Below are 23,185 nucleotides of genomic sequence, written 5' to 3' on the forward strand. Positions count from 1 at the left end.
TTGCCGAGCTGGGAAAGCAAGCCTGAGCCGGTCGACTTGAGCGTGACGTACTCGCTCGCTTCCGGCGTGGCGGCGCCCGGCAGTCGTGCGGCGGCTACCGCCTGCCCGCTGCCCACCCCAGGGCTGCCGCCGGAGTTGATCTTGACCTGGGCGCCGATGATGGTGACACCGCTAGGGTCGAGCTTGATAACGCTGCCGCCGGCGTTGAGGGTGATCTCGGCGCCGGCGTCGATCACGGTCTTGCTGCCGGCCTTGTAGTGGATCTCCTGCCCCGCCTCGATGAGCTGGGCGCGGCCCGTCTTTTCGTGGCGAGTGGCGTCGACGCTCAGGTGGTCGTCGCCGTCGACCTGGACGTGGCGGCTGCCGTGCACGGTGAGGTGGTCGTCGTTGTCGATCTCGCTGATGCGGTCGTGGCGGACCGTGAGATGGCTGTCGTTGCCGATCTCTTCAGTGCGATCGTGGTGGGTGAGCAGTTCCAGGTCCTTCTGGGCGTGCAGCCAGATCTGCTCCTGGTCGGCCTGGTCTTCGAAGCGCAGCTCGTTGAAGCCGTCGCCCTGGTGGCTCTGGGTGCGGATCACGGTGCGCGTCTTGTGCTCGGGCAGCGCGTAGGGCGGGGTGTTGACCGCGTGGTAGGTGCGCCCGGTGATCAGCGGCTGGTCCGGATCGCCCTCCAGGTAGCTGACGATCACCTCGTGGCCGATGCGCGGGATGGCGATGCTGCCGTAGCCGCCACCGGCCCAGTCCTGACTCACTCTCAGCCAGGCGCTCGCCGTTTCATTAGGCTCGGCGTAGCGGTCCCAGGGGAACTGTACCTTGACCCGGCCGTGTTCGTCGCAGTGGATCTCTTCGCCCTCGGGGCCGACCACGAAGGCGACCTGGGGGCCGTCGACCCGGGGCCGGGGGTTGGGCATGGGCCGCCAGGCCTGGTCGGCGGGCATCAGCAGCAGGTCATTGTGGTAGCGGGTCATGCCGACACTATCCGACTGGGTAACGCCGTCCTCCTCCAGGGCCTGGGGCTGCTCGCCGTGATGCACCACGCCGATCACCTGCCAGTCGCGGTTGAGTGCGTCGAGATCGTGGTCGCTGAGGGTGAAGCGTAACCCCGGGGCGAGCTCGGGCAGGTCGCTCTCGGCCTCGGCGGTGCTGGCGTCCTGGCGCAGCGCCTCGAGGCGTATCTGGGTAAAGGGCTCGCCGGAGGCGTCGGCCTTGTAGCGCCCAGGGTAGTCGTAGTGCTCGTAGTCGTCTCGCTGGGCGTGTTCCTTGAGGCCACCGGCCGCCTGCTCGTGAAGCTGAGCGTAGCTCGGGTTCTTGAAGGAGTAGTCCTTGAGGGTGGCGCTGGCCGGGGCGATGCGGGCAACCTGCTTGAGCTTGCGCACATGGCGCAGCTGCGGCGTGCCCCCAGCGCGGCTATGGTAGCGGCGCTCGCCCAAATGGGGCAGCACCTGGGGCGCGTCGGCGAACACCAGACGGTGAGCGGCACTCGGCGCCTCGTCATCGCTATCGTCGCCTGCCGCAGCAACCTCGTGATAATAGAACAGCCCCTCTTCGGCCGCCAGGCGCTGGACGAAGGCGAGATCGGTCTCGCGGTATTGGGTCAGGTACTCGCGCACCTCGGGTTCCCGGGTGGCGGCGAAGGCGATATCGGCGATACCGTGCTCGTCGCACAGGGTATTGAGCACGGTGAGCGGCGAGACGTCCTGGAAGATGCGCGAATTGTGGCGCAGCCCGAGGCGCCATAGCGCGGGGCGGATCTCGACGTGGTAGAAGGTGCGGCGGTGGCCGCGATCGCCGCGGCCGAACTCGCTGACCACGCCATTGATCAGGCGCAGCGCCTCGCCGTCCTGCCAGATCGTCAGGGTCGCCTCACGGTCGAGGATATCGCTGGCAGAGAGGCCGCTGTCGCGGCTGGCAAAGCGTACGCTGAGCGCGAAGGGCGCGGAGAGCCGCTCACGATGGGTGAAGTCGATCACCGCCACGTCCTCGACGCCAGGCAGGCTCAAGGTGAAGTGTAATCCGCTCGCGCTGGCCATCACGCCTCCCTGCGTCTGGAACATGCCACTAGGATGGATTTATTAGAGAAGCAGAAATTTTGGTGCGGCAAGAATACCAATCCCAGCGGCGGGTATCTGTGGGCGTTCGCTTAGCGCGGTGTAGGAAATAACTTACAAAGCAAAAAACCCCCACACGGCTAGACGCGATGTGGGGGAGAAGAGACGTCAGGTTATCGGCGCCGAGGCGCGCCGATCAGATATCGAAGTGACTAGAAGTCGAAGAACACCGTCTCGCCTTCGCCCTGCAGGCGTATATCGAGGCGGTAGCGCACCTTGCCGTCGACCTCCTCGCGCTTGGCGATCAGCGTCTGGCGACGCGCCGGCGACTCGATGGCGTTGAGCACCGGGCAGGCGGCGTTGGCGTCCGCTTCGTCCTCAAAGTAGAGGCGCGTCTGCAGCTGGATGTTCACGCCGCGGGCGAAGATCGCCAGGTTGATGTGCGGTGCCATGGTCTTGCCGTCGCCGCGGGTGACCGCGCCGGGCTTGATGGTGGTCAGGGTCCACTCGCTGTCGCCCACCGCGGTGGTGGCGGTGCGGCCGAAACTGTTAAACGGCTTCTGTAGATCGAAGGCCGGCTGATACTGGCCCTGGCCATCGGCCTGCCAGGCCTCGATCAACGCATCGCGCACCAGGTCGCCGTTGCCGTCGATCACCCGGCCGACCACCTCGATATGCTCGCCATCGGCTTCGGGCTTGGCCAGCTGGTTCCAGATCTCTTCATCGCGCTCGGGCAGGCCGGCGACATCCAGTGCCAGGCCGATGTGCACGTAGGGGCCGGCGGTCTGGGAGGCGGTCTCGCGCAGCATCAGGTCGTGGGTACCGACGCTATTGGACTGTTGCATGGCGGTCTCTCCCGTCACTGGTTTTCGAAGTAGGTCTGCAGCTCGCCGCGCACCACCAGGTCGAAGCGGTAGGCCAGGCAGTCCATGGGGCGGCTGCGCGCCATATCGAGGCGGCCGATCATGGTCTCGACGGCGTCCGGGTCGTTGATCGTCTGCACGATGGGGCAGATCGGGATCAGCGGGTCGCCCTCGAAGTACATCTGGGTGATCAGGCGGGTCGAGATCGACGGGCCCATCACCGAGACGTGGATATGTGCCGGGCGCCAGGTGTTGATGCCGTTGGGCCAGGGATAGGGGCCGGGCTTGATGGTGCGGAAGCGGTACCAGCCGTCGTCGTCGGTGAGGCAGCGGCCGACGCCGCCGAAACTGGGGTCGAGGGGCGCCAGGTAGGCGTCCTTCTTGTGTCGATAGCGGCCGCCGGCGTTGGCCTGCCACATCTCCACCAGGGTGTGCGGCACCGGCTTGCCGAACTGGTCGACCACGCGCCCGAACATGATGATGCGCTCGCCGATGGGCAGGACGTCCTGGCCCTCGCGGTAGTTGAGCAGCAGGTCGTTGTCGTGGGGGCCCATGCGCAGGGCGCGGAAGTCCGGGCCGCCGAGCTCGGAGACGCTGGGCCGCTGCAGGCTGACCAGCGCCTGGTTCGGCGAGCGCGCCACGGTGGTCTTGTAGCCCGGCGCATAGGCCGGCGGATGCCAGTTACGGTCGCGCTCGACGTAGCGCTTGTTGTCGTCTTGCATGGCGAAAAGCCCTCTGCTGGCGTGGATCGCGGGCCATGCCGCGGGTTGGCCGGTAGTGTGGCGCGTCGCCGCAGGGCTGCCAATTGACGACTCGGGACACCCACATAACCTATGGGTTATGGGTATCGATGCGATCTAATGAACTGAGGGCGAGCTGCCAAGGAAGGCGTCTGCCATTTTCCCGCATCCGTGCATAGGCAGTCTTTGCCTCCTCCCTGGTGATGATCTGATGGCAAACGAGCTGATTAACGATCCATAGGGTCCCCATCACTTCGACACCTTCCCTATCGGCAGCAGCCCGAAGTCTCTGGTCCCCCGTCAGAAGTGGGCACTGCTCTTGCCTGGCCAGCGCCAGAGCGAAACAGTCGTTTCTGCTCACTCCGGAACAGCGCTGTATGAGTGCCACCGCATAATGGAGCGTCGCCGAGGTAAGCTCCCCCTGCGACAGCCCCATATCCAGAAGGTGGCTATGCTGGGCTTCCAATTCTTCTGCAAACAGAATATCGGGAACGGCGAACTCATAGGGAAGCCGAAATAGCTCGTCCATGAGCTTGCCTTCTTCAAGGTCAATCAGAATATTGGTATCGCTAATGAGCAACTGCATCCAGCTGCTCCAGCTTTCGTTCCTGGTGGAACTGCATTAGGGGAATCCCCAGCAGCTCTGCGGCCTTGGATTCGCTAACAATCCCCTCACCGAGTGCTCGATACACCAGTTGCTGGAATGTCAGGGTGACTTCCGCAGGGTAAGCGTGCCCTGGCTCCACTTTGTGCCAGCGGTTTTTCGAGAACTTGATCATCATCCCACGATGCTCAGCCGACGTGATGATACCGAGATCCTTGGCACGATAGAGACAAGCCTTCATGCTCAGCCCGTACTCCATCTTCATCAGGTAGAGCTCTTTCGGCTCAAGATGCTGGCGTGATGGGCCGAGCTGTTGACGCATCGGTCCGGCCGGCAACAAAAAAGCGCCAGCAAAGCGGTTACAGGCTTGCTCTTCATCCAATGTGGCAGCCAGTCGTCCCTGCAACAATAGGTGCCCAAGCTCATGAGCCAGTGTGAATCGCTGGCGGTCCCCAGGCCAATTGGACGATACGACGATGACGGGCAATCCTGCTATCTGTGCTTGCAGGCCATCAAACTTGGACTGCTCATCGACGTCCGTCATGATCACGAGGATACCGCGGGCTTCGAGCTCATCGACCAAGTCTGGGATAGGATTCTGTCCCAGCTGCCAGCTCGACCGTAGGCCATCGGCAACAGCGTCCACCTCGTCCAGTGTCTCGACCCGCTCTGGCAAGTCGTCTGGTTCCTTGAAGTCGGCGAGCGGGAAGTTCGGCCAAAGGTTGGTTAGTTCGTGCCAACGCTCTGCCTGATCGAGCACATCTGCATGGATACGCTTGAGGATGCCTGCCGGCAACGTCGATCGCTTGCGATACTCCACCTCACCGAGTTCGACCTGTACAGGGCGGAAGAAGTATTCGCTACGTACGCCCAGTGACTTGGACAGCTTGATCAGTACGCCTGAGCTGGGCATGCACTGGTCATGCTCGTACTTCTTGATCATGTTGGCACTCACGCCAACCTGCTGCCCCAAGGCCTGCATGGATAAGCCAGCGGCCGCGCGTGCACGCTTGATTCGCTCTCCAATCATGCTGGCCTCTCAAGGTTTATGAATCATATAAACTCATGGTAGACGTAAACCACACAGCCTAGCAAACCACCACTGAAAGAGCACATAAAATGTTCTAATTAGAAAGCAACCAACATCATCGCCAGCGTTGCCTATCCCGTGGGTATCGAGTGAGTCATCGCACAAGCGCTAATACGCAGCCGCCGCCTCGCGCAGCGCCTCGCAGAACGCCTCCAGCCCCAGCGAGGGCTGCAGGCTGGCGTTACGGCAGAAGCCCACCGAGCCGCCCTGCTCCTCCAGCGGCAAAGCCAGCTCGGCCAGTAGGCCGGCGGCGAGGTCGTCGGCCACCGCCTCGCGCGGGGCGACCCACAGCGCGTCGCTGTCGAGGGTGTAGCGGCGGCTGACCGGCAGCGACAGGGTCTCCAGGCGCCGGCCGGGCAGGCCCAGGCCATGGCGCACGCAGAAGCTGTCGACCCGCTGGCGCAGGGTGGTCTGCGGCGGCGGCAGCACCCACGCCAGCTCGCTCAAGCGCTCGGCGGGCAAGGGGGCGATGCCGGCCAGCGGATGGCCGCCACGCACCACCAGCAGCAGCGGCTCGTAGTAGAGGTGTTCGAAGGTCAGGTCGCGGATCTCGCGGGCCTCGGTCATGCGCCCCACCACCAGGTCGAGCTCGCCGGCGCGCAGCTGCGAGAGCAGGTAGGCGCTGGCCCCGGTGACCACCTTGACGCCGCTGTCAGGAGCGTCGAGGCTCACCTGCCAGCGCAGGATCGCCCGCGGCAGCAGCTGGCTCTCCACCGTGGAGAGCGCCCCGACCCGCAGCCACTCGCCGCTGCCCTGGGCGGCACTCACCGCGCCGACGCCCTCCTCCAGCGCGCGCAGCGCCGGCCCGGCGTGGCGCAGCAGGGTGAGGCCGGCCTGGGTCAGCGCCACGCCCTGGGGCGTACGCTCGAACAGCGGCGCCGCGACGCTCTCCTCGAGTTCGCGAATGGCCTTGGAGATGCCCGGCTGGGTGATCGCCAGACTGTCGGCGGCACGCGCGAAGCTGCGCCGCTTGGCGACCTCGAGGAAGGCCTGCAAGTGACGCAGCTTGATACGCGGATTGAGCATGGCAAACGACCGGCGATGGCATAAAAGCGTTACCTTCGCCGATCAGGCGCCAAAACGGAACCGCTACGCGCCGTTCAGGACCGACACGCCTCGCCCAGCTCCAGGGCACGAGCGTGGACCTCGCGGGCGTTGTCGATGCCGCGCGCCTCGAGGCGGGTCAAGTAACCCTCGGTGCCTTCCTGCAGCGGCTCGGCCCACTCCGGGTCGTTGAGCGGATCCTCCACGCTGTGGATGGTGCCGCCCTGGGCCACGGCTTCCTCGCGCCCTTCTCGGTCGAGGCGGTCATAGACCTCGCCGGCCCGCGCCGCCCACTCCATCCCGGTGTGGGCGTCGATGGCGTCCTGTACCTCGGGGGCCAACCGCTCATAGCTGTCGAGGTTCATCACCGCCATGGCCACCCCGGTGTAGTAGGGCACCTCGAGGTGGTACTCGGCCAGCTCGTTGATGCCGAAGGTCTTCATCGCCTGCCACGGGAAGCTCAGGCCATCCATCACGCCGCGCTGCATCGAGGTGTAGATATCCGGCGCCGGCATGCCCATGGGCTGGGCGCCGAGCCGCTCGAGCATCTCGCCGGCGACGTCGCTGGGGCGGCGAATGCGCAGGCCGCGCAGGTCGTCGGGGGACTGTAGTTCGTCGCCGCGGGTATGCAGGTAGGCCGGCCCAGTGGCGAACATGTAGAGCACCTTGACGTCGTCGTACTCGTCGCTGATCAGGCCTTCGTCATACAACGACTGCAGCACGCAGGAACCCTGGGAGGAACTAGACGAGACGCCCGGCAGTTGGACGATCTCCGAGAGCGGGAAGCGCCCTGACGTATAGCCCTGCATGGTGATGGCGATATCCGAGATGCCGTTGACCGCGCCCTGGTAGGCCTGGTCCGAGGGCCCCAGGGTCTGGGAGGGGTAGTTCTCGACCGTGACGGCGCCGTTGGTGACCTCCTCGAGGCTCGCCGCCCAGGCCTCGAAGATCTCCTGATTGACCTCCGAGCCGGAGGGCCAGAAGTGCGCCATGCGCAGGGTATCGGCGTGGGCGGTGGTGGCTGCGGCAGCGGCGGCCACGCAAGTGGCCAGCAGGCAGCGAGAGATGGCGTGTTTCATGGTGATGACCTCTGTTGTGCTTATGGTGAGTGTCGTGGTGCGAGTGGCGTGGTGCTGCCCCTGACCGGCGTCAGGTGGGCAGGGTCGGTACCTCGATCAGCAGTGGGCGATCCATGGCCAGGCCCTCTTGCAGCGCCCTGGCCAGGGCCTCGCGGGAGTCGGCCAGGCGTGCCTCCACCCCATAGCCCTGGGCCAAGGCGCAGAAGTCGATGCCCGGCACGTCGAGCCCCGGGGCGTCGTCCACCGCCATATGGCGGGCAAAGCCGCGCAGCGCGCCGTAGGTGCCGTTGTTGAGGATGATCAGCACCGCCGGGATGCGATACTGGGCGGCGCTCCACAGCGCGGTGATGGCGTAGCTGGCCGAGCCGTCGCCGACCACCCCGATGACCTGGCGCTGCGGCTGGGCCAACTGCACGCCGAGCGCCGCCGGCAGGCCGAAGCCGAGCCCACCCGCGGCGGGAAAGTAGTAGCTGCCGGGATGGCGCATGGCGACACGCTCCCAGAAGATCTCCACCGTCGAGGTCGACTCCTTGACGTAGATGGCGTCTTCCGGCGCCAGGGCATCCAGGGTGTCGAAGACGTTGGCCGGGGCTAGCCGGCCCTCGCCATCCTCGGCGGCCGCCGGCGCCGGCAGCGCGGCGGGCAGCTCGCGCTCGCTCTGCTCGAGGTGCGGCAGCAGCGCCTCGAGGGTGGCGTGCACGTCGCCCACCAGGGCATCGCCCATCGGCGCCCGGGCCGCCTCACCGGCATCGCCGGTGACATGCACCAACTGCGCCCCGGCCGGCAAATAGCGGCCCGGCGCGTACTTGTGGTAGCGGAACACCGGCGCTCCCACCACCACGACCAGGTCGTGGCCCTCGAGATGCGCGGTAATACCGGAAATCGCCGCCGGCAGCACGCCGCGAAAGCAGGGGTGCCGCGTGGGAAACGGGCAGCGCGACGCCGAAGGCGCCACCCACACCGGCAGCCGCAGGCGCTCGGCCAGCTCGACCGCCAGCCCATTGGCCTGGCGGGCATCGACCTCGGGCCCCAGCACCAGCAGCGGGTTCTCGGCGCCGTTCAGGCGCTCGGCCAGACGCTCGAGCTGCGTGGGGGACGGCACCCCGGCATGTTCGATCTCGCGCGCCACCACCAGCTCGGCGTCGTCGCCGGCCTCGCGGTCCCAGTCGTCATGCGGGATCGACACGTAGACCGGCCCGCGCGGCGGCAGCGAGGCGCTGTGGATCGCCTGGCTCAGCGCCCGCGGCACGTCCTCGGGGCAGGCCGGCTCATAGCTCCACTTGACCAGCGGCTTGGGCAGCTGCGGTGCCTCCACGTTGGCCAGCATCGACTCCACGCCGATCATCGAGCGCGCCTGCTGCCCGGCGGTGATCACCAGCGGCGAATGCGAGTACCAGGCGTTGGTCAGCGCACCCATGGCGTTGCCGGTGCCCGCCGCGGCGTGCAGGTTGACGAATGCCGGCCGCCCGCTAGCCAGGGCATAGCCGTCCGCCATCCCCGCCACCACGCCCTCATGCAGCCCCAGCACGTAGCGGAAATCCTCGGGAAAGCCCTTGAGGAACGGCAGCTCGTTGGAGCCGGGGTTACCAAAGACAGTGGTGATGCCCTGGCGGCGCAGCAGTGAATAGGTGACGGCGTGAACGCTCGGCATGAAGGCTCCTGAGGCGGATGACGAAAGGTTGCGTTTACGCTAGGCGCCAGCACTTCATCGAGCAAATCGATAGTTTTTCTAGTTAGAATAAAATGTATCTATTCCATGTCTTATCGGGGAGCGCCCATGGCCCACGCCGATCTCAACCTGGTGCGCACCTTCGTGCTGCTCTACGAGACCCGCAGCGTGACCCTCACCGCCCAGCGGCTGTTCGTCACCCAGCCGTCCGTCAGCTACGCCCTGAGCCGGCTGCGCGAACAGTTCGACGACCGCCTGTTCGTGCGCGGCCGCAATGGCATGGAGCCCACTGTGACCGCCCGCCAGCTCTACCCTGCCCTACGCGACGGCCTGCAGCAGCTCGAGGCGACCCTGGCCAGCGGGCGCGACTTCAACCCGGCCAGCTGCACGCGGCGTTTTCGCCTGGCGCTCACCGACCTGGGGGAGATGTCGCTGCTGCCCAGGATCCTGCCGCGGCTACACGCAGAGGCACCCGGTATTGAGCTCGAGGTGGTGGCGCTGGAGATCGACCGCGCCAGCGACTGGCTGGCCAGCGGCAAGGTCAATGCGGTGATCTGCAGCCGCCCGCTGAACGCCGCCGACGTCGACCGACGCGCACTCTTCGAGGATCGCTACGTGTGCCTCAGCGATCCACAGGCGCTGGGTGGCGAGCCCCTCGACCTGGCACGCTTCAGCGCCGGACGGCATGTGGTCGTGGCTTCGGCCTCCGGTCATGACCTGGCCGACGAGGTGATGCGGCGCGACGGCATCGAGCGCAAGGTCAGCCTGGAGATTCCGCACTTCTCGGTGCTACCGCAGATCCTCCAGGGCAGCGACCTGCTGGCGATCCTGCCGGCACAGATCGCCAGCGACTTCGCCGCACGCTCATCGCTAGTGGTCAGCGAACTCCCCTTCCCGGTACCTCCCTTCGAGGTAGCGCTCTACTACCAGACCGGTGCCGAGCGCGCCCCCGCCCAGCGCTGGTTCTACGAGGGCATCGTCGCGGCGATTGGCGATCAGCACGCGTGAGGCCTGGAGCCGCCTTCCAAATTCGGTTTTATCGAATGTGGTCGGCGGTTTTTTGCGCTTTTTATCGCAAAAAATTCACCTAACATGGCCTTCATCGTTCCTCCCTACTGACCAGGAGAACCCCATGACCACGCGTACCCTTGTGCTTACCTCATCCATTCTCGGCGGCCACTCACAGGCGCTGGCCGAACACTTTTCCACCCTGGCGGAGGCCCGCGATGGCCTGGCGGTGACCCACCGCGACCTGATCGCCGAGGAATTGCCCCATCTGGGCCTGGCCGAGCTGGGCAGCTGGCAGGTAGCCCCCGAGGAGCGCTCCGCCGAGCAGCGCGAACTGGCGGCCCGCTCCGACGAGCAGATCGCAGAGCTGCGCGAGCATGACGTACTGGTACTGGCGGTGCCCATGTACAACCTTGGCATTCCGTCGCAGCTCAAGGCCTGGTTCGATCGCATCCTGCGCGCAGGAGAGACCTTCCGCTATACCGAGCAGGGGCCCCAGGGCCTGGTGGAAGGCAAGCGGGCAGTGCTGCTGCTGGCCCGCGGCGGGCAGTACGCCGGCACCCCGCTGGATAGCCAACTGCCACACCTCAAGACGATGCTCGGCCTGATCGGCATCACCGAGGTGGAGACCATCTTCGCCGAGGGCCTCAGCACGAGACAGCAAGAATCGGCCCTCGAAGAGGCCAAGCACGCTATTGAAGGCTTGGTGGAGCGCCTGTAAACCCACAAGACGGGCAAGCACACTAGGTTATGGAGGCCGAAGAGCTGACGCTCTCGGCCGCCTTTATCGCAGTCCAAAGCGGCTATTTCAGCTCGACTTCGACAAAGGAGAAGGGGGTCTCGCTGTTATTGATCACATTATGTTCGGTGCCCTCTAGCCGGTTGTAGCACACACCGGCCTGAAGCGTGACTTCACGATGCCCGTCGGACGTTTCCAGCAGCATCACGCCATCATGGATCGGCACAATCACATAGTCGTGAGCGTGCCGGTGCCACCCCGTTTCCGCGCCTGGTGGAAAGTCCCAACGGGTAACGATGACCTGGTCGTTATTGATCTGCTCCTGGCTGCTTGCCTGTGGTCTAGTCATCATATTTCCTTGCATCTGTTCAACCGCATGGACGAGGAAGGCACCACTGGCAATCTCCTCTTCGAGGGTTTGACGCAAGGGTGTCTCGTTATGAGCATCAGAGTATGAGCTCCTGGCCCGCGCTAGCGTGCCGCTTAAGCTTTCGGGCCAACTCGCGCCCCCCTGCTCATCAAGCGACGTCACAGTGTCCAACATCGGCTCACCCAGACCTCGCAGTCATGCATGCATCCATGCCTGGCGCCCCCTATTGAGCGTTGCGCTTCAACCAGTTCGCCTGGCGTGCCATTACCGAGGCCCCACTCTCGCCTACCAGCTCGCGGTATACCTCTGGTGCAGTGTCCCCTTCCGTATTGATCAACAGGACACGCGATTCAGCGTTCAGCGCGACCTGCATGGGGTCGCGGGCTAACCGAACAAGTCCTGCCAGCCCTGCTGCCCCGGACTCGCCCGCGACGACCGGCACATCCTCCTCGCTGCTGTCTGCCAGCGAACGCATGGCAGCAACGGCTTCGTCATCTGGAATCGTCATGAAAAAATCCACGCACGGCTGCAGGAACTTCCAGGCCAGCCACGAAGTGTCACCGCAGGCGAGCCCTGCCATGACCGAATCCACAGAGCCGGTGGCCTTAGCGGCCTTGCCGGCCCTGGCACTCTGATACAGGCAGTCGGCCTGCTCCGGCTCGACCACAACGAAGGTCGGGCGCTGCTCACCATAGAGCTCCCAGAGATAGCTGGCGACGCCAGCCGCAAATCCACCAACCCCTCCCTGCAGAAAAACGTGGGTGCATACCGGGCCGGCGCTATGTTGCAGCGTCTCTGCTTCCATGATCTCGGCAGCGATAGTGCCATACCCCTGCATCACATCCCGTGGGATCTCCTCATAGCCCTCATAGGACGTATCGGACACCACCAGCCAGCCGTTTTTTTCTGCAAGCTCGGCGGCTGTCTCCACCGACTCATCATAATTGCCACTAATCCGAACGATCTCTGCGCCATAAGCTGCGATGGGCTCTTCTCGCTCGGTGCTGACATTGGCATGCAGCACAATCACGCAGCGGCAGCCGACGCTCTGGGCCGCCGCCGCCAAGGCGCGGCCATGGTTGCCGTCAGTTGCGCTAATCACGGTAAAGCTCGCCAATGCCGAGCGGTACTTGCCTGCCAGTAGCTCTTCGGCAGCGAAGCAGTTCTCTGGAAATTGACGAAGGATCAGACGGACTAGGGCAATCGGTGCCCCAAGGGCCTTGAAACTACCTAGCGCAGAGCGCTGGGATTCATCCTTCAAAAGGACCTCCGCCACACCCAACTTGGCCGCCAGTCCTGGCAGAGAATAGAGGGGCGTTCCATTTCTGTTCAACTGCGACCAGCCAGCAAGCGCGGCCCGACTCTCACGAGCCTTTTGGATGCTCATGATGCGTTTCAGGTCATCAGGATACGGCTCGTATTTTACGTTGGGGTTCGCAATCAGCATCAGTCGCTCCGTCAGAGGGCAAAAAGGCACAGCAAATCAGCACATACGTTCATGGGTTGCTGGCGGCATGGGTAAATATTACGCCCCCTTCTGCGCATAATTTCCTGTATATTCGACAATCTGATGCAATTTCATTTCGCTTTCATGCCAATCTACAACGCTTTATTCAGGCCCCCACTATGCGTCTCGACCAATTCGATCTCGCCTTGCTGGAAGCCGTCCAGCAAGACGCCACCATCTCCCAGCAGGACCTTGGCGCTCGGGTGAACCTGTCGTCCGCGGCAGTGAACCGCCGCCTGAAGAAGATGAATATGCATGGCGTCATCCGCAAGACAGTGGCGCTGGTGGACCCTGCGCACTTGGGCTATGCACTGACGGTCATCACCGAGGTGGAGGTGGAGAGCGAACGCCTGGACCTGTTGGATGCCATGAAGCGTAGCTTCCTCGCCTGCCCCCAGGTACAACAGTGCTACTACGTAGCCGGCGCGTGCGACTTCGTACTGGTCATGTTGGTCAGGAACATGGAGGAGTACACACAGCTGACACGTGAGTTGTTCTTCGAGAGCAACAACGTCAAGGGCTTCAAGACACTGGTGTCGATGAGCAACGTAAAGGTCGGGACGGCTGTACCAGTCGGATCAGAAGGCCACTAGGTGGGTGCTATAGATGGCCGCTTCGGGTCGGTGTCCGGCTATCTATATCCGCACAGACTAGACGTCTCATTTCGGCCAGAGCATGCTTTCAATGACGTTGAATCCAGCCTCGAAAGACAAAATGAGAGCCGGCTTACAAAGTGTCTCCGCCTGACTAAATTAAGCGAATGCCACATAATGAGGAAATGCCATGCACAGCGACGAGTTATCTGCCATTTATCGCGATTATATCGCATGCCTGAACCAACAGGACTGGGGCAACCTGGGGCGTTATGTCAGCCATGACGTCAGCCACAATGGCAACGTCATAGGGCTGAGTGGCTATCGCGCCATGCTGGAGGGCGATTTTGAAGCAATTCCGGATCTCTACTTTAACGTTGCCCTTCTGATCTCACAGCCCCCGCATATCGCCAGCCGCCTGCAGTTCAACTGCACTCCCGTTGGCATCCTGTTCGGGCTACCGGTCAACGGCAAACCCGTGAAATTCGACGAGAATGTCTTCTATGAATTTAATGGTGATGGGAAGATTCAGACCGTCTGGTCGATTATCGACAAGAGTGCAATCGCCGAGCAGATATGACGATTCGTGGACACAGTGGAATGCTGGGTGATTTTAAAGCCTAACGTCTCCTTACGGCCAGAAACGGACGTTCAGGTGATTCTGATATAACGCCTGCTTTAGGGCGGACTTATAGCCATGCAGCGGCGGAAAGAAGCTCCCAGTCCCCGAAGGGGCGATAACAGCTGACTATTAAGTAGCCTCACTTTGTTTTCTTCCATGGCCTCGACGTAGTTACGCCTCGTAACCCGCTCATAACACTTCCGCTATCATAAAGAGTAGGGCGCGGCCCCCTTTTTTTCTTTTTCTTGGGCTTATTTCCGGAGCCTAACCCCAATTTCTCTTTAAGAAGGCGTCTTGCATTTGACGCCGTGAAGGCAACAAGACTATCGACTTTTTCACCCGATTCATCAAAGGCTGTGGCCTCATAAACAGCGCCCTTTTTCTTAACAACTATATCCAAATTCATATCGGCCTCTTAACGCTAAGCTTTGCGGCACAAACGACTCTTTGTATTGTTTCCGCAAGAGCGCCTTGTTATGTGTAACTTGTTCAGCTAGAATCTTGGATTACATTCAGCATGTAGCTATCTGATTGAAATGTAATGCCCCATAAGATGCGGAATTTTTTGTGTCCGTAATATCGGACCAGCCATTTTAATCCGTCTTAATAGCATTGAGATTTATACCGATGTACTTCTTGTATGGCTTAAGCGATTCTTCACTATTCCCAATGATATGAACATTTGCTCGTTTAGCTATTTTGATATTCATTTCTTCCACGACATCAACTGATACTCTAACTTTTCCGCGTGGAAAGCGATTTGACTTATTGACCATGAAAGCAACGCTTGGTGATATCGGATAGTACACATCACACTCATGGTCTAATGGTGGCTTAATCTCGTCAGTCAATGCTTGATGAACATTCACAATCGGCTGGTCAGAAGTAATGAACGGAATATCTGTATCGTTGATTAGCAAGCAATGATTATCATCATGTCGATCTAGAAACATCGAACGCCCCATGCTCATACCGAACATGTAACTGATGAACCACCAGCATTCTTTCATCATTTTGGCTAGGTGCTTTTCTTCGTCGGTGGTTGCTTTATTCGATACGCCAGTTAAGACGGTATCTCTAAACGTCTTAGTTCTAGTGATTTGCTGAGCAAAAAACTGCATGAAGTAGCACATATTTTGACTGTCATCTAACACAGACAAGTCATGATCCGCCAGTCCAGCAAGAACGATTTGCACTTCTTTTTCATGCGAAGAATGAAGCCTTTCAATGCCGTTGCTTTTCCATGCTTCTAGCATTTTATCTGCTGTGTCGTCTTTTACTTTGCTTTTTCGATACATAGCCTCAAGCTGCTGCATCAAAATAAAGTCACTTAGATACGACATGTGCTGTTCATGAAGCTCTTTCGGGCTTTTCTTCGAGAAGTTTTTAATCGCATCTATGTGTTCAGGCGTGAGGTATTGAACGCGATAGAAATCACGCTCGACAGCAACGTTTTTAACGCTATCGAATGCGGTTTTCTTGTTTTTCTTGGTTGTGTAGAAAACCTGCTTGTTATCAGGTGACCACCGTTTCATGTAGTTAGCCCAAACGTGATGATTATTCTTAGTAGCTTCTAAGCTTTTCTTGGTGATTTCTACCATACGCCCTCCGTTGCACTAGTGTATTCGATTAGCAGCGTTATTTATGCAGAGCACAGGCGAAAATTCAAAACTTGAAACTGAAGTTGAATTGAAGGAGTAGGGCACATTCTGATTTTCCAGACTAGACAAAAACTCAAAGTAAATACGCTTGCCAACAGAAACGATATTGTAGATTGAACGAAAACCTCGATTGCTTTGCCAGTTACACATAACGCCAACAGCACGCGCGGCTGCGGAATAGAGGCGAAGCCGCAATGGAGTAGACGTCGCCGTGAATGTGATTGTTAGGAGTAGATACCACCAAAAAACTCCACGAACTTTTGCTTCGGATAAGCTCTGACCAAACCATTTTTGGTCTTCGGGTCATATTCAATGAGATGCCATACTAGATCCGTACCAAAATCCATATATACGTGTTTTGTTGCAGCCTCCCATTTGGCAAGGAGCTTACTACGACCAACCCACCTAATCTTGCGAAGGGAAGGATCGTCTGTATGGGCACCACAAACACTCTGATGGAAATATATTCGGTCAAAGTCCCTTTTAGCGCCGTTTACTACCCAAATCATCTGTTGGTAGAAGCGCTCTCGGGCACTCATCTCTTCGGCAGAGATTGAATAGCTTTGAAACTCGATGACCACATTCTTCTCAACGTAGACATCTGCAATGTGTCTTTCTCCCGTTTTCTCATCGGTAAACACACGTTCCTGACTCTTGCTCGGGAAGTAAGACTTCCACGTTCTGTGCCACTCAGATTCGTTTTCCCACCAAGGATCGCATAATTCTCGGGTTTTATGCGCCCAGTGATGGACTTTGAAGTTTCCACATTTCGCAATGACATCACTATTACAACAAGGGCACTTTCCATGCAGCCCCTTTTCCGCCTCAACCCTATAGCCATTTACGAACGCGTACCGCACTCGAATCTCTCCTAACTGTTCAGCATTTATTCGCCGTGCGCAGCATGGCGAATAAATGCCTGTTGGACTAAGCCGCACATCAGGCTGCCATGCAACTTCTATAGGGTATTGTATTGGCCGGAGTGCGGCCTGAGGCATCCGGTCGCGCGGGTACAACATGGATGAACGAGCATGCTGCCTTTGCCGGCATGGCCGCTGTGGGTCGATTGCAGCCATGATCTCTCCCATGCTTCCTGACCCCAAGCTTAAGCTTGCCGCTCGGAAATACCAACGGCATAAGGTGCATCCACCACTTTAGGCTTATAAACAAGCGTATATTTTCAGCCTATACACCTCTGCTGACCCGTGCCAGAAAATCAGTCAACGCAAGCCAAAAGGATGAGATTTAGGGAAGGATGGACCACGGGCTAGCGTAGCTCCGCGGTCTCACGAGAGGATGTGTGTCGAAGAAAAAGCGGCGTTAGCGCTGATCAGCAACAAAAGTGTGTGGGAACCTTGGCATCTCGTTCGGCTGCTGCTGGATGCTTGGGTTGTTGGAACTCACGCAGTCGCTTCAAGTCATGGACTGCTGCCGGGGTAAAGATCACTTGTGGCATATTGGGGCCGGTGTCTCGTCATCCTTTCCCCAGCTAGCCAGCCACTGCTCGACTTCGTCAGTGGTCGCATGCACGCCAGTCGCCTGGTAATTCTCCCAAGCGTTGAGCGTGCCCTGCCGGAAGGCCTCTCGTCTTTCCTCGCGTTCCACATACTGCTCGATGGCCTCACGCATGAGCCAGTGTGCGGAACGCTGGCGGGCGTCGGCCAGATGCCGCACCCGCCCTTTTCAGCTCGTCATCGAGTTTGATGAAGGTTAGTTTTGCCATCCCGACCTCTGCCGCCAAGGGTAATACCTATAACCTTTAGGCCGTGGCGGCCGAGCTGTCGAGAAGTTGCCTTCGCAGCTAGCCTTCGCCATCCCCCCAGCCCAGCTGCTTGGCCAGGCTGAAGGCGTGGTTGGCGGCCGGCACGCCACCGTAGATCGCCACGTGCATCAGCACCTGGCGCAGTTCGGCTTCGCTGAGGCCGATGCGCTTGGCGGTCTTGAGGTGCAGGGTGAGTTCCTCGCGGCCCAGGGCGGCGAGGATGCCGGTGGTGATCATGCTGCGCTCGCGCCGGGTGAGGTCGTCGTTGCTCCACAGCTCGCCCCAGGCCAGGCGGGTAATCATCTGCTGGAAGGGCGCATCGAGGCTGGTGGCGTTGGCGGTGGAGCGCGCCACGTGCTCCTCGCCGAGCACCTGCTTGCGGGTCTCCAGGCCGGTGGCGTAGCCCACGCCGTGGTTGGCCACGTCGCCGAGGTCGACGGCCATCGCCTTCAGCAGCGCCTCGGCAAACTGCGCCGGCACTTCGACGGAGGGCACATGGCCCACGCCCTCAAAGATCTCCAGCGCCGCGCCGTCGAGCTCGGCGGCCAGGGCCTCGAGGGTCGACGGTGGCGTGGCCAGGTCTTCGCTGCCACCTAGCAGCTGTACTTTTACGCCAGGATGTTGTGAAAGAGGGCCAGAGAGCTTGCCGGTAAAGACGTGGCTGCCGAGCATCTCGCACAGCTTGGCGTAGCCTTCGGCGTCGTTGCGGCCCATCTGGGTCATCCAGCCGGCCTGCAACGCCGGGTTGGCCTCGATGCGGGCAGGCGCGAACCAGCGCGGCACGATCTCACCGCTCATCGCCGCCAGGCCTTCGCTGCGCACGCGGCCGGCGCGGGTGTTCCACATCTCGGCGTTGCCGATCACCGCGCCGGTGTTGGTCAGGGTGGCGGAGTAGAGCCGTTCGGCATGCTCACTGATCAGCTGCTGGCCGACGACCCCACCGATGGAGGTGCCGACAAAGTGGAAGCGCGAGGCCTGGGCGTGCTCGGCCAGCGCCAGCGTCTCGGCGGCCAGGTCGGCCGGGGTGATGGCGGCCTCGCCCCAGGCCTGGCTGGCGCCGTGGCCGGGCAGGTCCCAGGTCAGCACCCGGTAACGCGGCAGCAGCATGGGCAGGATGTCGTCCCATACTACCTGGGTCATGCCCAGCGGATGGGCCAGCACCACCAGCGGGTGGGCCTCGGCGCCGAGCAGGCGGTAGGCCACGCTGCGGCCGTTGATCTCCAGAAATGCCATAAAACACTCTCCCATCCCCAGGCATCGAATTATCGCTCGGCGCCTGATTGGAAATAGCTGTAAGACGGAAGATCGGTGCTTCGCACCTGGAAGAGGGAAGAAACCCTGATTCATCCTTCTTCTCTCTTCCTTCTTCTCTCTTACTTTCTTATTTCTTATGCCTTCTCTATCAGGGTCGCGATGCCCTGCCCCACGCCGACGCACATGGTACACAGCGCGTAGCGCTTGCCACTCTTTTGCAGCTCATGGGCGGCGGTCAGCAGCAGCCGTGCGCCGGACATGCCCAGCGGGTGGCCGAGGGCGATGGCGCCGCCGTTGGGATTGACCCGCGGGTCGTCATCGGCAATGCCCAGGTCGCGCATGCAGGCCAGCGCCTGGGCGGCGAAGGCTTCGTTGAGCTCGATGATGTCGATCTCGTCGATCGACACGCCGCTGCGCTCGAGCAGCTTGTTGACAGCGGGCACCGGGCCGTAGCCCATGATACGCGGCTCGACGCCGGCGGTGGCCATGCCGAGGATCTTGGCCATCGGTTTGAGGCCGTGCTTGTCTACCGCGGCCTGGCTGGCGACCAGCATGGCGGCGGCGCCGTCGTTGACCCCGGAGGCGTTGCCGGCGGTAACGCTGCCGCCGTCGCGGAACGGCGTCGGCAGGCCGGCGAGCTTCTCCAGGGTGGTGGCGCGCAGGTGCTCGTCCTGATCGAAGACCAGCGGCTCCTGCTTGCGCCGCGGGATCTCGATGGCGGTGATCTCTTCGGCAAAGCGGCCGGCCTGCTGGGCGGCGGCGGCCTTCTGCTGGGAGCGCAGGGCGAAGGCGTCCTGGTCCTCGCGGGAGATGTTGAACTGCTCGGCGACGTTCTCGGCGGTCTCGGGCATCGAGTCGACGCCGTAGGCCTTCTTCATCAGCGGGTTGATGAAGCGCCAGCCGATGGTGGTGTCCTCGATCTTCTGGCCGCGGGAGAAGGCGCTGTCGGCCTTGCCCATCACGTAGGGCGCGCGGGACATCGACTCCACGCCGCCGGCCAGGGCCAGGTCCATCTCGCCGGCCTTGATGGCGCGGAAGGCGGTGCCCACCGCGTCCATGCCGGAGCCACACAGGCGGTTGAGGGTGGTGCCGGGAATCGAGGTCGGCATGCCCGCCAGCAGCAGCGACATGCGCGCCACGCTGCGGTTGTCTTCGCCGGCCTGGTTGGCGCAGCCCATGAACACATCTTCGATGGCCGCCGGGTCGAGCTGCGGGGCCTCGGCGAGTACCGCCTTGAAGATGCTGGCGGCCAGGTCGTCGGGGCGCACGCTGGCAAGCGTGCCGCCGAAGCGGCCTACGGCGCTACGCCGCGGATGACACAGATAGACGTCGCTCATTGGTACGGTTCTCCTGTTCGGCTCACTGCCCGGCGTGCTTGCGGTCGGTGCGGTCCTTGAGATCGCGCAGGATCTCGAGTTCCTTGGCACTCGGCTGCGGCGTGCTCTCGAGGCTCTCGGCGAAGCGGATCTCCCAGCCGGTGGCCTCGATCACGTCCTCGCGGCTCACCCCCGGGTGCAGCGAGACGACCACCAGCTCCTTGGTCTCGGGGTCGGGCTTCATCACGCACAGGTCGGTGATCACCCGGGTCGGGCCCTTGCCGATATTGGGCACGCCGTCGCGGCCCTTGCCGTCGCGGCCGAAGCCCAGGGTAGTAACGAAGTCGACGCGGTCGACGAAGGCGCGCTTGGAGTGCTTGAGGGTGATGAACACCTCTCCAGCATTGGTGGCGATCTCCGGCGCCCCGCCGCCGCCCGGCAGGCGCACCTTGGGCTCGCGGTAGTCGCCGATCAGGGTGGTGTTGAGGTTGCAGTAGCGGTCGATCTGGGCGGTGCCGAGGAAGCCGACGTCGACCTTGCCGCCCTGCAGCCAGTAGCGAAACATCTCGGGCACCGCGACGGTGGTCAGCGCGGTCTCGGCCAGCTCGCCGTCGCCGATGGAGAGCGGCAGCACCTCGGGCTTGGTCTGCAGGGTGCCGGATTCGTAGATCAGCACCACGTCCGGGGCGTGGGTCAGGCGCGCCAGGTTGGCCGCCTCCGAGGGCAAGCCGATGCCGACGAAGCAGGTCATGCCGTTTTCCAGGGCGCGCGCCGCGGTGACGGTCATCATTTCCGAGGAAGTGTAGTCGTTGCTCATCAGGCGGCGCCTCCGGCGTTGTAGACGTTGTCGTCGAGCCACTGGGTGAAGACTTCGCGGTCGCGGGCGATGGCGTCCCACTCCTTGTAGAAGCGGTTGTCGCGGTCGTAGTAGCCGTGGGTGTAGGAGGGGTAGGCGCCCTTCTCGGCCACCGCCACGGCGCTGATCGCCCAGCCCGGAATCACGCAGGCGTTGGGGGTGGCGCCGAGGTCGTCGACGATCTCCTCGACGGTGACGATGCTGTGCTTGGCGGCCAGCACCGCCTCTTTCTGCACCCCGACGATGCCTTCCACCAGCACGTTGCCGGCGCGGTCGGCGCGCTGGGCGTGGATGATGGAGACATCCGGGCGCACCGAGGGCACCGCGGCCAGTCGTTCACCGGTGAACGGGCACTCGATGAACTTGATCTGGTCGTTGACGCTGGGCAGCTCGCTGCCCACATAGCCGCGCAGCACCGCCAGCGGCAGGCCCGCCGCGCCGGCCTCGAAGGCGCAGGCCATGGCGGCATGGCTGTGCTCGAGGATCTCGATCTGGTGCGGCCAGCCCTTCTCGACGGCGTCGCGCAGGCGGTGCAGCGAGCCCACCCCGGGGTTGCCGCCCCACGAGAAGATCACCTTCTTGGCGCAGCCGGCGCCGATCAGCTGGTCGTAGACCAGGTCCGGGGTCAGGCGGATCAGGGTCAGGTCGCGCTTGCCCTGGCGGATCACTTCGTGGCCCGCGGCGAAGGGAATCAGATGGGTAAAGCCTTCCATGGCCACGGTGGCGCCGTCTTCGACGTAGCGGGCCACCGCGTCATGCAAGCTGAGGAACTCGGCCATGATGTCTGCCTCTCGGTGCTCGACTCGGGTTCGCCCTGCACTGTGCGCATTGCGAACTTAGGTTTGTGATACGAACAAAATAATCCCTTGGCCGCGGAGGGTCAAACCACGCAAAAGGGGGAGGCCTAGGCCTCCCCCTTTTCGAATACCGAAAAGCACTTGCGTTACAATGAATTAGTCTTGTTCAAGCCAGCGTACGGCGCGCTTGACCTGCTGCCGACTACTACCAATGTATAATCCCGGGTCGCAGGCGCGGGCCAATTCCTCCGCCGCGACCTGCCCCTGGATCTCATCGTGTTCGGCCAAGACCTCGGCATAGCCGCGCCCCTCGCGGCGAGCCGTCTCGGCGGCCTCGGCAGCAATGCGCTTGGCGGCGTCCTGGCCAACGACTGGCGCCAGCAGCCGCGAGACCGGCTCGGCCATGATCGCGCCGCCGGTTACCGCCAGGTTGCGGCGCATCGCCTCGGCGTTCACCTCCAGGCCTTCCAGCAGTACCGCCGCCTGCTCCAGGGCGCCCTCCAGCAGCAGGGCACCGTCGATCAACGGCGTCCACTCGGCGTGCCACTCGCCGAGGCCGCGCTCCAGCGGCTGGGCAGCGGCGTTGAGCAGCACCGTGGTGTGGCCGTGGACCTGGCGCGCCGCACCGCGGATCAACGCGCAGCGCACCGGGTTGCGCTTGTGCGGCATCGACGACGACTCACCCATGCCCTCGCCGGCGGGTTCGGCGACCTCGCCGAGCTCGGTCTGGGTCAGCAGCGAGACATCCAGGGCCAGCTTCTCCGCCGCTCCGGCGGCGGCATCCAGCGCCGTGCCCAGGGCGTGGATCGGCTGGCGGTCGGTGTGCCAGGGCAGCACCGGCGCGGCCAGGCCGAGGCGCTCGGCGATGCCGTCCATGAACGCCAGGCCCAGCTCGTCCCAGCCGGAGTGTACGCCCACCGCGCCGCCGAACTGCACCGGCAGCGCAATCCCGGCCAGGCGACGCCGCGCCTGCTCGAGGCCCAGCGTCCACTGCGCCACCCGCACCCCGAAGGTGGTCGGCAGCGCCTGCTGCATCAGGGTGCGCCCCACCATCACGCTCTGGTCGTGCGCCTGCATCAGTGCGATGCCCGCCGCCCGGCAGCGCAGCAGTAGCGCATCGAGGCACGCCAGGCGCGGCTTGAGCAGCAGCATCAGCGCGCTGTCGACCACGTCCTGGCTGGTCGCCCCCTGGTGAAAGTAGCGCTTGAGGTCAGCGGGCAGCGCCGCGCGGGCCTGCTTGACGAAGGGAATGGCGACGTTGCCGCCGCTGGCCACACCGGCAGCCAGGGCGTCGAGATCGAAGGCATGCGCCGCGAGGCACTCGCGCAGCCGCTGGCTGGTGCCGGCGGGCAATGCGCCCTCGGCCTCCTGAACCTCGGCCAGGGCGAGCTCGAAGGCCAGCATAGCCTCGACCAGGGCCTGGCCATGGCAGGCGCTCAGGCCCTCGGCGCTCATGAAGGGGTGCTGGATCAGGGCAGCGGGCATGGCGGTCTCCGTTGGTAAAGGCGGCGATACTAACGCATCATTCGAACAACTGTTCGCACTTCGAACAATATGCTAGAT

Annotated in this window: 22 protein-coding genes and 1 pseudogene; 4 read left to right on the forward strand and 19 right to left on the reverse strand. The window is 62.4% G+C overall.

Annotated elements, in window-relative coordinates:
- Positions 1-44: 44 nt before the first annotated feature.
- The 8 genes and pseudogenes from BLT16_RS21060 to mdlC form a co-directional block, all read right to left on the reverse strand.
- Positions 45-2,030: pseudogene (locus BLT16_RS21060) on the reverse strand (type VI secretion system Vgr family protein); the annotation flags it as partial.
- A gap of 230 nt (positions 2,031-2,260) precedes the next feature.
- Complete coding sequence (gene pcaG, locus BLT16_RS15235; protein ID WP_089659376.1) at positions 2,261-2,893, reverse strand: protocatechuate 3,4-dioxygenase subunit alpha; 633 nt, start codon at positions 2,891-2,893, stop codon at positions 2,261-2,263.
- Positions 2,894-2,907: 14 nt separating this feature from the next.
- The gene (gene pcaH / locus BLT16_RS15240; protein WP_089659377.1) at positions 2,908-3,633 is read right to left on the reverse strand and encodes a protocatechuate 3,4-dioxygenase subunit beta; all 726 of its coding nucleotides are present in this window, start codon (positions 3,631-3,633) and stop codon (positions 2,908-2,910) included.
- Between the two features lie 109 nt (positions 3,634-3,742).
- Positions 3,743-4,237 carry a PIN domain-containing protein gene (locus tag BLT16_RS15245; protein WP_089659378.1) on the reverse strand — a complete coding sequence of 165 codons (495 nt, stop codon included), beginning with the start codon at positions 4,235-4,237 and terminating at the stop codon, positions 3,743-3,745.
- Positions 4,221-5,285, reverse strand: a complete 1,065-nt coding sequence (locus BLT16_RS15250) for an XRE family transcriptional regulator (RefSeq protein WP_089659379.1) — start codon at positions 5,283-5,285, stop codon at positions 4,221-4,223. The genes BLT16_RS15245 and BLT16_RS15250 overlap by 17 nt, the downstream gene beginning before the upstream one ends.
- Before the next feature lie 168 nt (positions 5,286-5,453).
- Positions 5,454-6,371 carry a pca operon transcription factor PcaQ gene (gene pcaQ, locus BLT16_RS15255; RefSeq protein ID WP_089659380.1) on the reverse strand — a complete coding sequence of 306 codons (918 nt, stop codon included), beginning with the start codon at positions 6,369-6,371 and terminating at the stop codon, positions 5,454-5,456.
- A 74-nt stretch (positions 6,372-6,445) separates the two neighbouring features.
- Positions 6,446-7,468: a TRAP transporter substrate-binding protein gene (locus BLT16_RS15260; RefSeq protein WP_089659381.1), complete on the reverse strand. Its 1,023-nt coding sequence runs from the start codon at positions 7,466-7,468 to the stop codon at positions 6,446-6,448.
- A 70-nt stretch (positions 7,469-7,538) separates the two neighbouring features.
- A complete protein-coding gene (gene mdlC, locus BLT16_RS15265) occupies positions 7,539-9,119 on the reverse strand; it encodes a benzoylformate decarboxylase (protein WP_089659382.1) in 1,581 nt (526 codons plus the stop codon).
- A 126-nt stretch (positions 9,120-9,245) separates the two neighbouring features.
- Here mdlC and BLT16_RS15270 point away from each other — a divergent pair, with 126 nt between their 5' ends.
- Together BLT16_RS15270 and BLT16_RS15275 are read left to right on the forward strand one after the other, a co-directional pair.
- A complete protein-coding gene (locus tag BLT16_RS15270) occupies positions 9,246-10,145 on the forward strand; it encodes a LysR family transcriptional regulator (protein WP_089659383.1) in 900 nt (299 codons plus the stop codon).
- A gap of 124 nt (positions 10,146-10,269) precedes the next feature.
- Entirely contained in the window at positions 10,270-10,866 is a 597-nt protein-coding gene (locus tag BLT16_RS15275) for an FMN-dependent NADH-azoreductase (protein ID WP_089659384.1), read from the forward strand.
- A gap of 82 nt (positions 10,867-10,948) precedes the next feature.
- On the opposite strand, the gene BLT16_RS15280 is transcribed toward BLT16_RS15275, so the two are convergent.
- Both BLT16_RS15280 and BLT16_RS15285 read right to left on the reverse strand, forming a co-directional pair.
- Complete coding sequence (locus BLT16_RS15280; protein WP_245701706.1) at positions 10,949-11,311, reverse strand: cupin domain-containing protein; 363 nt, start codon at positions 11,309-11,311, stop codon at positions 10,949-10,951.
- A 166-nt stretch (positions 11,312-11,477) separates the two neighbouring features.
- A complete protein-coding gene (locus BLT16_RS15285; RefSeq protein WP_089659385.1) occupies positions 11,478-12,701 on the reverse strand; it encodes a diaminopropionate ammonia-lyase in 1,224 nt (407 codons plus the stop codon).
- Between the two features lie 179 nt (positions 12,702-12,880).
- On the opposite strand from BLT16_RS15285, the gene BLT16_RS15290 reads away from it, so the two are divergent.
- Positions 12,881-13,354 (forward strand): Lrp/AsnC family transcriptional regulator, encoded by a 474-nt coding sequence (locus tag BLT16_RS15290; protein ID WP_089659386.1) that lies wholly within the window; start codon positions 12,881-12,883, stop codon positions 13,352-13,354.
- A 190-nt stretch (positions 13,355-13,544) separates the two neighbouring features.
- Positions 13,545-13,934, forward strand: coding sequence for an ester cyclase (locus BLT16_RS15295; protein ID WP_089659387.1), 390 nt, complete (start codon positions 13,545-13,547; stop codon positions 13,932-13,934).
- Between the two features lie 181 nt (positions 13,935-14,115).
- On the opposite strand, the gene BLT16_RS20705 is transcribed toward BLT16_RS15295, so the two are convergent.
- From BLT16_RS20705 to BLT16_RS15340, 9 genes are all read right to left on the reverse strand, one after another.
- Positions 14,116-14,382 (reverse strand): hypothetical protein, encoded by a 267-nt coding sequence (locus BLT16_RS20705; RefSeq protein ID WP_143025085.1) that lies wholly within the window; start codon positions 14,380-14,382, stop codon positions 14,116-14,118.
- Positions 14,383-14,569: 187 nt separating this feature from the next.
- Positions 14,570-15,577, reverse strand: a complete 1,008-nt coding sequence (locus BLT16_RS15300) for a DUF4238 domain-containing protein (RefSeq protein ID WP_089659388.1) — start codon at positions 15,575-15,577, stop codon at positions 14,570-14,572.
- A gap of 284 nt (positions 15,578-15,861) precedes the next feature.
- A complete protein-coding gene (locus BLT16_RS15305; protein WP_218124459.1) occupies positions 15,862-16,713 on the reverse strand; it encodes a competence protein CoiA in 852 nt (283 codons plus the stop codon).
- Positions 16,714-17,080: 367 nt separating this feature from the next.
- Positions 17,081-17,266 carry a hypothetical protein gene (locus BLT16_RS15315; protein ID WP_245701708.1) on the reverse strand — a complete coding sequence of 62 codons (186 nt, stop codon included), beginning with the start codon at positions 17,264-17,266 and terminating at the stop codon, positions 17,081-17,083.
- Positions 17,267-17,438: 172 nt separating this feature from the next.
- The gene (locus tag BLT16_RS15320; protein ID WP_089659390.1) at positions 17,439-18,632 is read right to left on the reverse strand and encodes an alpha/beta fold hydrolase; all 1,194 of its coding nucleotides are present in this window, start codon (positions 18,630-18,632) and stop codon (positions 17,439-17,441) included.
- Between the two features lie 155 nt (positions 18,633-18,787).
- On the reverse strand, positions 18,788-19,990 hold the full coding sequence (pcaF, locus tag BLT16_RS15325) for a 3-oxoadipyl-CoA thiolase (RefSeq protein WP_089659391.1): 1,203 nt from the start codon (positions 19,988-19,990) through the stop codon (positions 18,788-18,790).
- 22 nt (positions 19,991-20,012) lie between these two features.
- A complete protein-coding gene (locus tag BLT16_RS15330; protein WP_089659392.1) occupies positions 20,013-20,786 on the reverse strand; it encodes a CoA-transferase subunit beta in 774 nt (257 codons plus the stop codon).
- Positions 20,786-21,604 carry a CoA transferase subunit A gene (locus BLT16_RS15335; protein WP_089659393.1) on the reverse strand — a complete coding sequence of 273 codons (819 nt, stop codon included), beginning with the start codon at positions 21,602-21,604 and terminating at the stop codon, positions 20,786-20,788. The genes BLT16_RS15330 and BLT16_RS15335 overlap by 1 nt, the downstream gene beginning before the upstream one ends.
- Before the next feature lie 174 nt (positions 21,605-21,778).
- Positions 21,779-23,107 (reverse strand): class-II fumarase/aspartase family protein, encoded by a 1,329-nt coding sequence (locus BLT16_RS15340; RefSeq protein ID WP_089659394.1) that lies wholly within the window; start codon positions 23,105-23,107, stop codon positions 21,779-21,781.
- Positions 23,108-23,185 lie beyond the last annotated feature (78 nt).

This window comes from Franzmannia pantelleriensis (assembly GCF_900102875.1).
In the GTDB taxonomy this organism is placed as follows: Bacteria; Pseudomonadota; Gammaproteobacteria; order Pseudomonadales; family Halomonadaceae; genus Franzmannia; species Franzmannia pantelleriensis.